The sequence below is a fragment of the Francisella halioticida genome (genome assembly GCF_002211785.1).
In the GTDB taxonomy this organism is placed as follows: Bacteria; Pseudomonadota; Gammaproteobacteria; order Francisellales; family Francisellaceae; genus Francisella; species Francisella halioticida.
Window position 1 is genome coordinate 1938440 of record NZ_CP022132.1, and the last position, 14787, is coordinate 1953226.

Here is a 14787-nt window from a genome sequence, read left to right on the forward strand (position 1 = left end):
TCAAAGCAAATTCCATTATCTAATGTAAATTGCTATTATTAAGCCAAAGCATTCACAAAATAATACAAAATGATTATAGTAATATCTCCAGCGAAAAGTCAGAATCTTGATCCTTTAAAAGAAAACTACAATTTCACTCAACCTATTTTTAAAGATCAGATTAATCTTTTGATTAACAAGCTAAAACATTATGAAATAGATGAAATTGAAAAACTAATGAAAATTAGCTCAAAATTAGCTCAAAAAGTATTTGATAAACATAATAGCTTCAATCCAAACAACTATGATATTTCAAATTCAAAAGCTGCTATTTTTACCTTTAGTGGAGATGTTTACAAGGGTCTAGATGCTAAAACTCTAGATAATCAAACAGTCAAGTATACGCAAGATCATTTACTAATGTTATCCGGACTATATGGACTTATACGACCTCTTGATTTGATGCAAGCCTATAGGCTAGAAATGGGCACAAAAATAAAAATTGATGAGAAAGTCTTATATAAATACTGGCAAAATAAAATCACATCGCAATTAAATTATTTTTTTGCTAAACAAAAAAATAAAACTCTAATTAACCTTGCTTCAAATGAATATTCACAAGCAATAGATAGAAAAGTTCTAGATGCTACATGGTTAGATATAGACTTTAAAGAGAATAAAAATGGAATATTTAAAACTATAGGAATCCATGCTAAAAAAGCTCGTGGGTTAATGACTAGATTTATCCTTGAAAATCAAATAGAAAACATCAATGACATTAAAAAGTTTAATGTCGCAGGATATGAGTTTAATCAAGATCTATCTAAGAATAATCTACTTTGTTTCACAAGATAATTTTAACTTGTAAATACTAAATCTCTCGCTAATTAAAAATGCACATTAATGGAAAGTAGTTTAAAAAAATAAAACTGTTTGAACAAAGAATTTTTTATTTTCCATCCATTCTAGGCTATGATAGCGTTATGCTAAGCAGTTTTGTATACTTTTTCTACAATGAAAAAAGTATGTCGCAGTAGCTTATGCAGTAAGTAACAAAAAACATTATATTATTTTAGAAAACAAGAAATTTTAAATGAAAATAAAAATTATATCTCTAGGAGAAAAACCACCTAAGTGGGTTACGGATGGATTTAACGAATACAAAAAAAGACTTAGCAAAAGTATTGCTATTGAGCTAATAGAATTACCAATAGCAAAAAGAACCAAAACAGGCAATCCTAATATATGGATGGAACAAGAAGCCAAGATAATTTTAAATAAAATTAATAATTCAGATCATTTAGTGATACTTGATGTGAAATCTAAAATTATCTCTACAGAGGAACTCGCCGATAAAATGCAAAATTGGAAATTTAATAATCCAAACATTGTAATATTAATTGGAGGTCCAGACGGTATTCATCAAAGTATAAAAGATCTCGCAAAAGAAAAAATATCCATATCTAAAATGACTTTTCCACATCCTATTGTACGTATTATAATAGCAGAACAACTATATAGATCCTATACAATTTTAGAAGGCCACCCCTATCATAAATGAATAAAGACTGATCTACCCCGTCAATTTGGGACAGTTTACTACTTCATTTTCCATTATATATTCAAATTGATATGGAGTCATATAATTTATTGTAGAATGTCTCCTTTTTGTATTATAGTAAGCTTCAATATATTCAAATATTGATAGTTTAGCTTCTTCTCTAGTTTTATAGCTTTCATCATGTACTAACTCTACTTTTAAAGTTCCAAAGAAACTTTCACAAGCAGCATTATCGTAACAGCATCCTTTAGAGCTCATACTTGATAGTAGCCAGTGTTCTTTAATAATGTCTTGATATTGTTTGCTACAGTACTGTGACCCTTTATCAGAGTGTATAATCACACCACTAGGAAAATTTCTTCTAAAGAATGCCATATTTAAAGCATTACAAACTAAATCCGCTTTCATCCTAGAATCCATTGCCCAACCAATAACTGATCTTGAGAATAAATCTATAATCACACAAAGATACAGCCACCCCTCTTGTGTAGGTACATAAGTTATATCTGTAACCCACCTATGATTTACAGATAAAGCAGTGAAGTTTTGTTCTAATAAATTATCATAAACATGTTTGTTGTGGTTAGAATCTGTAGTTTTCTTATGCTTACGAGCCGCTTTAGCATGTAAACCAAGTAATTTCATACGTTTAGATACTCTAGGTTGAGTAACTTTCCAACCCATATCTTTAAGCTCTTTGTATATCCTAACACTTCCATATCTAGATTTATGTTCATTAAAATAGCATCATCTAGTTCAGCATCATTATATTGCCTTTTACCTATAGGTTTATGAATCCATCTGTAATATGAAGATGTGCTCACATTCAAAGATTTACATAGTGTTGTTACTGGCATAACTTTATAATGCTCCTTAATAAAGGCGTACCTTACAGATTTTGCTTTGCAAAGTAAGCTGTGCCTTTTTTAGTATTTCACGCTCTGTTTCTGCCTGTTTGAGTTTTTTCTTCAAATCAGTATTTTCAAAAGATAGTTGCTGGTACTGCGTTTTATAATCTATCTTTATTTCTTTCTGAGGGTTTGACATGGCTTTGGATATCCAACTGCAAATGGTTTTATATTTAACCCCTAAGTTATCTGCTATTTCTCGTCTATTTGCATCTGGTTGTAAACATAATTTAACAGCTTCATCTTTAAACTCTTTTGTATATCTCATCTTGTCTCCTTTTCTTAACACCTAAGTGTCCCAAATAGGAGGGTATGATCATATTATTTAGTCATGCTTATTTAATAATTTCTTGATATCAACTATTTTCAACAAAACTATCAAAAATGGTGGAATAGCCATTAGTATCCCAAAGATAATTTGATTACTTAAATTCACATAAGAAACAGCTGATGATACTAATGTGGTAACAATTATTTGTATAAACCCAAACATAGCTGATGCAACACCTACCTCTGTATGGACATCCTTATATGCGCATACATAGGTAGCTGTATATTGAAAAACATTACCACAAAAAGCTAGCGCACATAATATAACAATTACTAAAGGAGCTATTCCAAACACAAAATATGAGAAAGCCAGTACTAAACCACTAAGTGTTGAAAAACACCCACAATATAGTATTACCTTATTCATATCTAGTTTACTTATTATGTTTTTAAAGATAATCAAGAATATTGCCGAAGGAATAATTATTGCTGCTGATAAAAATGAAAATTCAATTGCTGAAAATTTTAAACGCTCTTGAAAGAAAAATGGTGAAAGTGTTGCAAACACAAAAACCAAAGATAATGCCAAGCCACTACAAATAGCATTTAAAACAAAAGTCTTATTTGACAAAACCCTCTTATATGATTCTAAAAGCTTATAATTACTTTTTGGTATAGCTTCCAAATGTAGATATTTTACCAAAAACATAATAATAATAATAGCCATTAATGAATGTAGTGCAAAATTACCACGCCATCCAATATACTCCTGTATGAAACCTCCTGTTATTGGAGCCAAAGGTGGAGTCAAAGACACAATACTGCTGATTACAAGACTTGCCTTAGCTAATGACTGACTATCACTAAATACATCTTTCATAATAGCTCTAAAAGATACAAATGAGCTTCCCATCCCTATACCTTGTATAAAACGAAAAAATAGCAGTTGATTTTCACTTTGTGCTAGCATACAAAGAACACTAGCTAAACAAAAAACTACATAGCCCACTAAAAGTGCTTGCTTACGCCCATATTTATCAGAAAGATGGCCAAAACCAAGCATTGAACATGCCATACCTAAGAAATATATTCCAACTGTAAACTTAACATCTCTATCTATTGCACCAAAATAGCTTGCAATATGTGGTAAAGATGGAGTAAAGCTATCTGTAGCAAACTGAGACATAAGTCCAAAAAGACAAATTATTAAAATAACCGTTTTATCAGAAGATATTCTCTTGAATGGGCCACTAGTCATATACAACCCCTATAAAGTTATATTAAATTACAAAACTTTTATTATTTAACTGATTCTGATTACTAAAATACTGCTTAAATAAATCTTTATATTTAACAAGTTCCTCATAAGTCAGTAAAAATACACCATCACCACCATCACTAAAACTCAACCATGTAAAAGGAATATCTGGACACATTTCAATCAAAGTATATTGGCTATTACCAACCTCCACAATCAACACACCATTTTCAGTCATATATAGGTCTGCTTCTAAAATTATTTTTTTAGCAAGATCTAACCCATCATCTCCAGCTTCAAGAGCCAATCTTGGCTCATAGTGATATTCTTTAGGCATACTATCTAAGTCTTCTTTATCTACATAAGGAGGATTTGATACTATAACATCAAATCTTTGTCCCTTTAAATTAGCAAATAAATCTGATTTTACGGCTTGTACTCTATCTGTAATCTGATGCTTCTTTATATTGTGGTTTGCTATAGCTAGAGCATCATCAGAAATATCTACCAAAGTAATATTTGCATCTTCAAAAACAGTTGTTGATGCAATACCTATACAACCACTTCCCGTACATAAATCTAAAACATTTTTTACATCACCTATATCATTAACCCATGGAGCAAAATCATTACCTATAAGCTCCGCTATAGGGGAGCGAGGTATAATTACTCTCTCATCAATATCAAACTCCATACCTGCAAACCATGCTTTCTTAAGAATATACGGTAACGGTTTACGCTGACATGCTCTTTGATAAACATACCCTATTATTCGCTGTTTTTCTTCCATTAAGAGTTTAGATGCAACCATATCACTATCTATATCATACGACACATTAATCGCTGAAAGAACCAAATGTACAGCCTCGTCCCAAACAGAGTCAGAACCATGGCCAAAATATGCTTGATTAACCGACATTTCAGAAATACACCAACGTATATAGTCTCTTATCGTATGTAAATTATTTATAATATCCTGTTGTTTTTCTTGACTATACATTCACTAACCTTTTTTCCATGTAGTACCAGATACACTATCTTCTAATATTATTCCTTGCTCTTGAAGCTGATTTCTAATTTCATCAGCCCTAGCATAATTTTTGTCTTTTTTTGCTTGAGTCCTTTCTGCAATGAGTTTTTCAATCTCACTATCATCAACGTCATCATCTTGCTTAAAATATTCTTCTATATCTGTAAATAATATACCTAATACATTACAAAGCTTGCGTAAAAGATACGCATATCCACTAGCTTTATACTTATTTGTAGCCTTTAGAATATTTATTTTCTTAGCTAAGCTAAATAAAACAGCTAATGCTTCTGGAGTATTAAAATCATTATCCATCACCTTTATAAATTTCTCTTCATACTGACTAGCATCATCAGGAAGGTTTACTTCAATAGGCTCAACATCTCTTAGAGCATTAAATAATCTTTCGATAGAAGCTCTTGCATTATCAAGATTTTCCTTTGAGTAATTAATCTCACTTCTATAAACCGTAGAAGCCAAAAAATATCTGACAACTTCAGGATGATACTCTTCTAATACATCAACTATTGTAAAGAAATTATTTAAAGATTTAGACATTTTCTCAGCATTAATTTTCACCATACCTGAATGAAGCCAATAATTAGCAAATGTGCATCCATTACAAGCCTCAGATTGAGCTATTTCATTCTCATGATGAGGAAATCTAAGATCAGAACCACCAGCATGAATATCAAAAGTCTCACCTAGTAGCTTTTTTGACATTGCAGAGCATTCAATATGCCAACCTGGACGTCCAGCTCCCCACGGTGAATCCCAAGCAGGCTCACCATTTTTTGCCATTTTCCAAAGTACGAAATCCATAGGATATTCTTTTTCATCAACGACATCAACCCTTGAACTTTGTTGTAATGCTTCAAGATTTTGCTTACTTAGCTTACCATAATCAGCAAACTTAGCTACTCGATAAAAAACATCACCATTCGAGCCTTGATATGCATACTCTTTATCAACAAGTGTTTCAATCATAGCTATCATCTCAGGAATCGTCTCTGTAGCCCTTGGCTCTCTGGTTGGCTCAAGAATATTTAATCTTGCAAAAACGTCGTGCATTGCTTTAATATTTCTATCAACTAACTCAGCGGTAGATTCTTTATTCTCGTTTGATCTTTTGATAATTTTGTCATCAATATCAGTAATATTTCTTACCAATGTAACATCAAATCCACGATACTTAAAATATCTATTAATAACATCAAAAGCTATATAAGTCCTCGCATGACCTATATGACAATCATCATAAACTGTCACACCACATGCATACATTTTAATCTTACTCACCTCAATCGGCTTAAACTCTTCTTTTTTTCCAGATAAGGAATTATAAAAAATCATAAGATAAATAACCTAATTTCACATATTGTTATATTATAGAATACCAGTATATCTAATATTATTTTTTTTTGAACTTTTAATGCTCAAAGCTTTTGTATACTACATTAAGGTGTAAGCCAATTCCATCTAATTTTGACATTGCTGAACAACCGGTATCCAAATATATTCTAAGGGCATTATTACAGTTGCCATCAATACTACACTGTAAGCCATTACTCATAGCATAAATCTTGCCATCTCCATCACGATTTATCTGAAAGTTTGATCCTGAGGATGTAGGTACGACACTTATTAAAGATCTTGAGGAAATATCTTCAACATATATATTCTTGTCTGTAACAATAAACAATGCACCGAATTTTACGATGAGTTTTTGTATAATCTCCCCTGGAAAATCTTGCAGTGCGACTGAAGTAGGCACAGATATTCCTCGACTATAAAGATATATATACAACTTATCATTATTAAAATACATTATATAAAATTGAGTTGCATTTTTCTTTACCAAGATTGGATCATCAAGTACATCCGCAGCTAAAGTAGCTTTTTTTGAGCCAGTACCATCACCAAAAAGATAGTTGCCTCCTAAATTAAAATCTAGAATATTTTTTTGTTCAAAAATTAAGGTAGCTCCCGAGTTTAGCGTAAATAAAGCATCAGATATAAATATATGAATATTTGAGCTATCAAAATCATTGCTACCAACAGTATATTTATCTGTTTTAACAGCTGTATAAGCCTTACTATAATTATTATATGTTGTCTTATATGTATCTAATTCATAACTCCAAGATCTAAGAAATTTCTCTAAAATTAAAAGTTTCAATGCTTCTTGAGCATCATCATAATACCATTTAACTAAAGTTATATCTCCATCAGCACCTGCTAGACCTTGAACTTCTTGCCAATTAGATAAATTTACTCTAGCTTGCGAAGGATTACTACGAAGGTTAGAAAGAGTCGTTGACGATGTATACACTCTATCAAAATCATATATAGCTAAATGAAAATTCCATTCTCCTCCAACAAGACTCCAGCCCACACTAAGCTTATAATTACTTAATGACAAAATTACTGGAAAACCAATATCTAAATTGTTACCGTAAGCATTAATAACTAATGTTTCACTTGGGTTATCAAAGCATGCACCTCGATAATCTCCATGGCCACGATGACCTTCCCAGCTTAATCCTGCGACACTCATAATCTTATTTTGACTACCTGGCTTATGACATATTACAATATGATGATCTTGTTTAGGAGTGCCACAATCTTTTTTACCTTTACCTTTACCTTTACCTTTACCTTTACCTTTACCTTTACCTTTACCTTTACCTTTACCTTTACACTCTCCACTCTCCCCTCCTTCTGAACCATAATCATTATCAAATATTGGCTTCTGAATATATCCTATGTATCCGCCATATATAGCTATTTTATTGTCTTGTGATGTCCCTAATTTGTAATTTTTTAAAGCGCTACTCATTGCATCAGTATTTATATATGGAAGATTTAATGGAATTATTGTCTCTTTATATTGTGTCATAGTTATATTTGGTAAAATATTAAATATAAAGTTTCGAGAATACTTATGAACATTATCATCATAAGAATGATGAGTTAAATTATAACTAATTAAAGATGGTGTTGAACCATATAGCATTATATTCGCATTCTCAAAATTAAATCCTGGAGTAATACTATTAACTTGTGTGAGAAATTTAAACTGATCAATAGTAGCCTCAGAATCTGCTAATAAATCTGCTAAGCCTATAACATTTTTAAAATACCCCTCATAAACATTTATATTCTCTGTCTCATCTATTTGGGTTTTTATTGAAAGAGAACTTACATTGAAGTTGTATGCCAAAGCAGATATTACAACCATTATAACAAAGGCAAATATAAGTACCGCTAACAATGAAGATCCTCTTATATTTTTAATTCTCATATAAAAATCCTATAAATTAACCACCTTATTAAAGCTTTTACCATCAATACTAAAACGACACCTTAATTGCTGAATATCCTGAGGTATCTATAGCAGTATCCGAAAAAACACTATGCCACACAACGTTTCCACTACTCACTGTTGCATACTCAACTTGCATATCTTGCACCCCTCGTACCAACTCATATGACTTACTTGCTGATGAATTTCCTTTTATATATACATATAATGAATATATATCCTGACCATCAGCATCTTTCTGGCCAGTATCTCTTATATAAAGTATCTCTAAAGAATACTTGCCAACATAGTCTCCTGGATAGTACTCTGTATTTTGAGGTTTACTAGATAAACCAGTAACATTCGTACTAGCATTTATACTCGAAGCTCTAACTAAATTTATACTATTTTTATTACATAATAATAAATAATCTCCTACACTAATATCACTTACTGATTTAACACTAAGCGTCGTATCTATAATACCCCATGAAATTTTAACAACAATTTTGAGAATTTAGTTCCTAAAGTAGCTAAACTATAAATGAGCAATTTAGGATAAATGTAAATGAGTAATAAGAGAAAAATATATACCGTTGAATTTAAGACTAAAGTTGTCTTGGAAGTATTGAGGAAAGATCAAACAATCACACAGTTATCAGTAAAATATAATATTACGCCCAAAAACATAAATAATTGAAAAACAGCCTTTTTAGAAAATGCTGAGTTGGCAATGGATCCATCCAAATCAGTATCACAATATAAAAAAGACAATGCAAAGCTTCAAACCAAGATAGATCAGTATTCTAAGAAGGTTGGACAACTAACAATTGAGAAGGAATTTCTTGAGGGAAAGCTCGTAAGCTTGGGATTATCTGATAGAAAAGCGATGATTGATCCTAAGCATAAATTATCTGTTGTAAAACAAAGTTTCTTATTAGAAGTTTCTAGAGCTGGTTTATATTACAAGCCTGTGGTTAACGAACATAAAGAAGAAGTAAAAGCAAAGCTTATACAGATACATGAGGAGATTCCCTGCTACGGCTATATAAAAGCTCATAAGCAATTAATAGAAGATGGGTTTAGCATCTGTGAGAACACAGTACAAAAGTATCGTAAAGAGTTAGGCATCAAAGCTATATTGGCGGTGAAAAAACCAAACTTAAACTTATCTGAACCTAACAAAGAGCATGCTATTTATAGTTACAAACTAAAAGGTTTAAGCATATTGAGACCTAATCAAGTTTGGTCTACAGATATTACATATATTAAGACTGATGCTGGCACAGTTTATATGGCAGCTATTATTGATTGGTACTCTAAGGCTGTACTAAGTTGGGAGATATCCAACACTATGGATAGTAGTTTAGTTATGAAAGTTTTAAATGAAGCTCTGTATAAATATGGAGTACCAGAAATATTTAACACTGATCAAGGTAGCCAGTACACATCTAACATTCATATCCAAACATTATTGGATAAAAAAATTACTATATCTATGGATGGTAAAGGTAGAGCAACTGATAACATTTGCATCGAAAGATTTTGGAGAAGTGCTAAATGTGAGAGATTTTATTTAAATCAATATCCTGGCATTGTTGAACTAAGAAACGATGTGGATGATTATATAGATTTTTATAATAATAGAAGATTTCATGAGTCTATCAATTATAAAAAACCTATGGAATTTTATTACGATAACTTATTGGAAAAACGGGCGGCTTAGATGGGAACTAAATAATTGAAAATATTGTTTAATTTATTGGGGTAGTATAATCCAAGGCATTTGTGGCACTAAATTCTGTATGGCTTTCTTCTTTTTTAATCATAATATAATCACTACCCGCCTGAAAACATTCCCCTTTACAGTCTTTTTTTAATGCTTCTGAAAAGCTCGACCCACTTGAGAAAGGAAGCAAACCCATCGTAATTGCTGAATTATTTGTAAAATAACCATCTAACGAATCTGACGTACTATCATAATAGTCTTGATTAAAGTATCCAAACTTACACGCAAAGCCAACATCTTTAACAAAATCATAGATAATACCTTTGACTAATAGCTCTTTCGTCTCGATCTCTGTTTTATCTTTATGTGAATTGTATTCATTTTTTATTGTAATATAGGAAACTATTAAAGCCGCCATAACGATCATTGCTATAGCACTAGAGATTAAAAGGCTAATTAAGGTAAAACCTTTTTGCTTTCTTACTTTAATCTCTAGTCTCACAATAAACTCCTATATTTTATACAACACACCATGAAGGCAAAAGATCTTTAGTAAATCCATAAGGTGTACAATGCCATTTTATTCCAGAGGGTGTAATATCTGCATTAGTCATAGGACCAATGAGCACACGTGCTCCAAAAAAGTCAAAAGGAGAATTATCCAAAGGTTGTGTTGTATTAAGCTGAGTATTACCTAAATTTAATGATACCCCTGTACTACTTGAATGATTCTCAGTACTAGAAGACAATAGTTGTTTTCTCGCGGCATCTATCTGCGCAATTATTGAAGGATCATCTATTACAGTAACTCCTGAATTTATGTATATTTCATTAGCTTTTTGCATAAAGGCGCCTAACTCCTGGGTTATTATATCTACAACCGAACTCTTAGCATATGCTCTTTTTATTATCTGTAGGTCAAAATTCTCATTTACTGCAGTAAATATTTGGATATTATCCACACCTATAGATTTAGAAAAATTCATATTTGTAGTTGAGCCATCATTAAACTTTCATGTCAGCATAAAGTCACTAATTCTATTATCTAATTCATCAGCTAATTCAACTTTCTTCTCTATTAAAATTGCTTTAGCAAATTATATTACCTATAGTGTAAAAAACCGCAAAAACAAGAACATAGCTAAGGCAGATGATATTAACACCTCCAATATTATAAATCCTTTATTTTTTACACTTTTCATAAGCTCCATCAACTTTACAAATTCACAATTTGTGTATATAAATCTTATCATAGAACACATCTAATCCTTTTAAATCTAATCATTTTGATTCAATAACTAGGGTTTCTTGAGTGGCTATTAAAAGGCTATTATTTTAAAATTAAATATAGTTTAAAAAAAAGATTTTATATCAAATTTTTGTTAAATATAGCGTGTGTGCATCTATCTTTATTATTCAAATCTTTAGTAGTTTCAATTTTAATAAACTGACTAAATTTTAAGATATTTGCTACATCATTTGCTTGGTTAAGACCATGTTCAATATATATATGACCATTTGTATTTAAATGTAGTGGAGACTGAGAAACAATAGTTTTAATATCTGCTAAGCCATTATCTTTGGAAAATAAAGCACTTTGAGGCTCATGTTTTTTTACCTCTTGAGTAATATTCTCATCATCAAAATCAATGTAAGGAGAATTAGAAACAATAATATCAAATCTTCTACTACCCATATTTTCATACCAATCACTTTGGATAAACTCAACATTAGATATTTTATTTTCTTTAGCATTTTTCTTAGCTATATCTAACGCTTTATTTGAGAAATCAACTGCTATAACTTGACTCTTTGGTAATTCAGATGCTAGTGCCAAAGCTATAGCTCCAGTTCCAGTCCCTAAATCAAGTATATTTAACTTAGTATCTTTATTTGATACATCACCTAAAACAGCTTCAATCAGAACTTCAGTATCTGCTCGTGGGATAAGAGTATCTTGCGTTACAAAAAGCTTTTGCTCCCAAAAATACTTATAGCCCAGGATATAAGCCAAAGGCTCTCCACTTAGATAACGATAAATTTCAGTATCTATTCTTTTAACAATATAGTCATCTAAGATTTTATCAGAATTTAAATATAGATAAGTCTTATCAACATTTAAAACATCACAAATAATTGCCTGAATATCATTTTTAAATATAAACAAGTCATCAGTAGAACATTGAGTCTCTATGTAGATAGATTTGAACTGAGCTTGATCATGTAAGGATAACTCATTGAGCTGTCCTTGCTTATAATTTTTAATTATATAAGAAGTAAAAGATGAAATTGTATAATTACTCATCTGACATTGTTGCTAAAAGATCTGCTTGATACTCTAAAACTAAAGGTTGGATAATACTATCTAAACTACCCTCTACAACTTCATCAAGCTTATAAAGAGTCAAATTTATACGATGATCTGTAACTCTACCTTGTGGGTAATTATAAGTTCTAATTCTCTCAGACCTATCACCGCTTCCGACTAAATTTTTACGTGTATCAGACTGCTCTTTTTGTTGCTTATCTATCTCTGCCTGAAGTAGTCTTGACTTTAACATTGACATTGCTGCGGCACGGTTTTTATGTTGAGATCTTTGGTCTTGGCACTCTACAACAACACCCGTTGGAATATGTGTAATCCTAATCGCTGAATCAGTTTTGTTAACGTGCTGCCCACCTGCACCAGAAGCTCTAAAAGTATCAACCTTTAGATCTGCTGGGTTTAGATCAATTCCTTCTACCTCATCAACTTCTGGCATAACTGCAACAGTACAAGCTGATGTATGTACCCTACCCTGAGACTCCGTTGCCGGTACACGCTGTACTCTATGAGCACCAGATTCAAATTTTAACTGTGAATATGCCCCTTCACCGTTAATTTTTGAAATAATTTCTTTATATCCACCATGTTCACCTTCACTGGCTGAAATCACTTCAACTTTCCAACCTCTTTGCTCTGCATACCTAGAATACATCTTAAATAAATCACCAGAAAATATCGAAGCCTCATCGCCTCCAGTACCAGCTCTAATCTCTAAGAAAACATTAGCATCATCGTTAGGATCACGAGGTAACAAAAGGACCTGTAACTCTGCCTCAAGATTCTCTATAATTTCATTTGCTAATTTAAGCTCTTCTTTTGCCATTTCAACAAGCTCAGCATCTTTTTCACTAAGCATTTCTTGAGCTGCTTCTTTATCTTCTTGGGCTTGAGAATAATCTTTAAATGCTTTTACTATTGGCTCTAGATGTGAATATTCTCTTGATAAATCTCTAAATTTATTTTGATCTGAAATAATATCAGCATCACTTAGTAAGGCACCTACTTCTTCATGCCTTTCAATCAAACTTTGTAATTTTGCTTTAATTGAATCTTTCATTTATTTTTCCACATTTAAACCAAACATACGTTTCATACATACAAGACAATCACTCCTGCCTTGCTTAGAAGCTTCTTTCATACCCATCACAGGATAGTGCAAAACTTTCCTCTTAATTTCATAGGCAAATCTTTTTATAATTTCTTCAGCATCTTTGCCATTTCTAATCTTAGCTAAACTTTTCTCTAAAGAAAAATCAACTAAACCGTCAGCCTTATCAAAAAGCTCTTTGATAGCACTATTTGATATAATTGCTTTTTCTTTTTCTAAATATTCTTCTAGTGATTTGACAATAATCTTTTCTGATCGAGAACTCTCATGCTTTCTTTTATCTTTATTATCAGCAATCACCGCATTAATATCATCAACACAGTAATAAACATTTTCACCTATCTCTCCTAGCTTAGGATCCAAGGCTTGAGGTATTGAGATATCTATAAAAATTCTTGGCTTAATATCAATATCATCTACTGAGATCATATAATCTTTCGCATTTACAGCTGTAATTATAATATCTGCTTTTTCTACTAGTCTTTCTAAATCTGCCAACGAATGTGAGCTTGCACCTCTAAAAGCAGAGGTAATTCTCTCTGCTTTTTCAATAGTCCTATTAGCTAGCATAATTTGCTTTGGTGCTAGAGCTGTAACATGCCTAAATAATAATTCCCCTGTTTGTCCAGCACCAATAATAAGTACATTTTTTGTCGAGATATTATCTAATTGTTTTTTAGCTAAAGTAATTGCTGAAAAAGCAACCGAAACTGGGCAGTGTCCAATTCTAGTTTCACTACGTACTTTTTTTGCAGTTGCAAAAACTTTCTGGAAGACTCTATCTAGTTCCTTACCTAATGCATGATTTTTCTTACTTAAAGTATATGAATCTTTAACTTGCCCTAATATTTGTGGCTCGCCTAAAACCATTGATTCTAAGCCACATGCAAGTTTCATAAGATGCATAATAACTTCGGTACCTTGCCTTAGTTTAAGATAATCTTTTATCGTATATTGAGGGTTTCTAACATATCCTTGCCACCATAACAAAACATCATCAACTACTCTCAGATCTGATATTTCTAGGTATATTTCTGTGCGGTTGCATGTCGACAGAATAACCGCATGAATGACATTATCTATAGCAAGTATTGATCTATATAACATAGATACATCTAAACCAGAGAGTGCAAACTCACTACGGGCCTCTATTGGAGACTTCTTATAATCAATTGCTAAAGATATTAATGCCATATTAAAAATAAAAACGTATTACAAATAATTAACTTAGAAAAACGAAGGTTTATTTTAGCATAAAAGTATTAGACATTACATTCTAATCTGATTAATAAACTTAGAACGTTTACTACTTTT

Annotated in this window: 16 protein-coding genes; 4 read left to right on the top strand and 12 right to left on the bottom strand. The window is 31.6% G+C overall.

Going from position 1 to position 14787, the window contains the following annotated elements:
• Positions 1–69: 69 nt before the first annotated feature.
• Positions 70–834 (top strand): peroxide stress protein YaaA, encoded by a 765-nt coding sequence (gene yaaA / locus CDV26_RS10350; protein WP_088773199.1) that lies wholly within the window; start codon positions 70–72, stop codon positions 832–834.
• Positions 835–1072: 238 nt separating this feature from the next.
• On the top strand, positions 1073–1540 hold the full coding sequence (gene rlmH / locus CDV26_RS10355) for a 23S rRNA (pseudouridine(1915)-N(3))-methyltransferase RlmH (protein ID WP_088773200.1): 468 nt from the start codon (positions 1073–1075) through the stop codon (positions 1538–1540).
• A gap of 12 nt (positions 1541–1552) precedes the next feature.
• Here the strand turns inward: rlmH and CDV26_RS10360 are convergent, their stop codons facing one another.
• The 7 genes from CDV26_RS10360 to CDV26_RS12595 all read right to left on the bottom strand — a co-directional run bounded on the left by CDV26_RS10360 (position 1553) and on the right by CDV26_RS12595 (position 8310).
• Positions 1553–2224, bottom strand: a complete 672-nt coding sequence (locus tag CDV26_RS10360; protein WP_088772064.1) for an IS3 family transposase — start codon at positions 2222–2224, stop codon at positions 1553–1555.
• Positions 2182–2397 carry a hypothetical protein gene (locus tag CDV26_RS12290; protein WP_088771820.1) on the bottom strand — a complete coding sequence of 72 codons (216 nt, stop codon included), beginning with the start codon at positions 2395–2397 and terminating at the stop codon, positions 2182–2184. The genes CDV26_RS10360 and CDV26_RS12290 overlap by 43 nt, the downstream gene beginning before the upstream one ends.
• A gap of 16 nt (positions 2398–2413) precedes the next feature.
• On the bottom strand, positions 2414–2737 hold the full coding sequence (locus CDV26_RS10365) for a transposase (RefSeq protein ID WP_157671496.1): 324 nt from the start codon (positions 2735–2737) through the stop codon (positions 2414–2416).
• A gap of 36 nt (positions 2738–2773) precedes the next feature.
• Positions 2774–3976, bottom strand: coding sequence for an MFS transporter (locus tag CDV26_RS10370; protein ID WP_088773201.1), 1203 nt, complete (start codon positions 3974–3976; stop codon positions 2774–2776).
• A gap of 22 nt (positions 3977–3998) precedes the next feature.
• On the bottom strand, positions 3999–4976 hold the full coding sequence (gene prmB / locus CDV26_RS10375; RefSeq protein ID WP_088773202.1) for a 50S ribosomal protein L3 N(5)-glutamine methyltransferase: 978 nt from the start codon (positions 4974–4976) through the stop codon (positions 3999–4001).
• Positions 4977–4979: 3 nt separating this feature from the next.
• Entirely contained in the window at positions 4980–6359 is a 1380-nt protein-coding gene (gene cysS, locus CDV26_RS10380; protein WP_088773203.1) for a cysteine--tRNA ligase, read from the bottom strand.
• A 76-nt stretch (positions 6360–6435) separates the two neighbouring features.
• Positions 6436–8310, bottom strand: coding sequence for a hypothetical protein (locus CDV26_RS12595; RefSeq protein WP_088773204.1), 1875 nt, complete (start codon positions 8308–8310; stop codon positions 6436–6438).
• Between the two features lie 568 nt (positions 8311–8878).
• On the opposite strand from CDV26_RS12595, the gene CDV26_RS13730 reads away from it, so the two are divergent.
• Both CDV26_RS13730 and CDV26_RS10390 read left to right on the top strand, forming a co-directional pair.
• A complete protein-coding gene (locus CDV26_RS13730) occupies positions 8879–9010 on the top strand; it encodes a transposase (protein WP_169709692.1) in 132 nt (43 codons plus the stop codon).
• 33 nt (positions 9011–9043) lie between these two features.
• A complete protein-coding gene (locus tag CDV26_RS10390; protein ID WP_088771586.1) occupies positions 9044–10036 on the top strand; it encodes an IS3 family transposase in 993 nt (330 codons plus the stop codon).
• A gap of 28 nt (positions 10037–10064) precedes the next feature.
• Here the strand turns inward: CDV26_RS10390 and CDV26_RS10395 are convergent, their stop codons facing one another.
• The 5 genes from CDV26_RS10395 to CDV26_RS10415 all read right to left on the bottom strand — a co-directional run bounded on the left by CDV26_RS10395 (position 10065) and on the right by CDV26_RS10415 (position 14667).
• The gene (locus CDV26_RS10395) at positions 10065–10541 is read right to left on the bottom strand and encodes a PilW family protein (protein WP_157671607.1); all 477 of its coding nucleotides are present in this window, start codon (positions 10539–10541) and stop codon (positions 10065–10067) included.
• Between the two features lie 16 nt (positions 10542–10557).
• Positions 10558–11025 carry a hypothetical protein gene (locus tag CDV26_RS10400; RefSeq protein ID WP_245806443.1) on the bottom strand — a complete coding sequence of 156 codons (468 nt, stop codon included), beginning with the start codon at positions 11023–11025 and terminating at the stop codon, positions 10558–10560.
• A gap of 380 nt (positions 11026–11405) precedes the next feature.
• The gene (gene prmC / locus CDV26_RS10405; protein WP_088773206.1) at positions 11406–12344 is read right to left on the bottom strand and encodes a peptide chain release factor N(5)-glutamine methyltransferase; all 939 of its coding nucleotides are present in this window, start codon (positions 12342–12344) and stop codon (positions 11406–11408) included.
• Positions 12337–13422: a peptide chain release factor 1 gene (gene prfA, locus CDV26_RS10410; RefSeq protein ID WP_088773207.1), complete on the bottom strand. Its 1086-nt coding sequence runs from the start codon at positions 13420–13422 to the stop codon at positions 12337–12339. The genes prmC and prfA overlap by 8 nt, the downstream gene beginning before the upstream one ends.
• Entirely contained in the window at positions 13423–14667 is a 1245-nt protein-coding gene (locus tag CDV26_RS10415) for a glutamyl-tRNA reductase (RefSeq protein ID WP_088773208.1), read from the bottom strand. It abuts the gene before it with no gap.
• Positions 14668–14787: the final 120 nt, after the last annotated feature.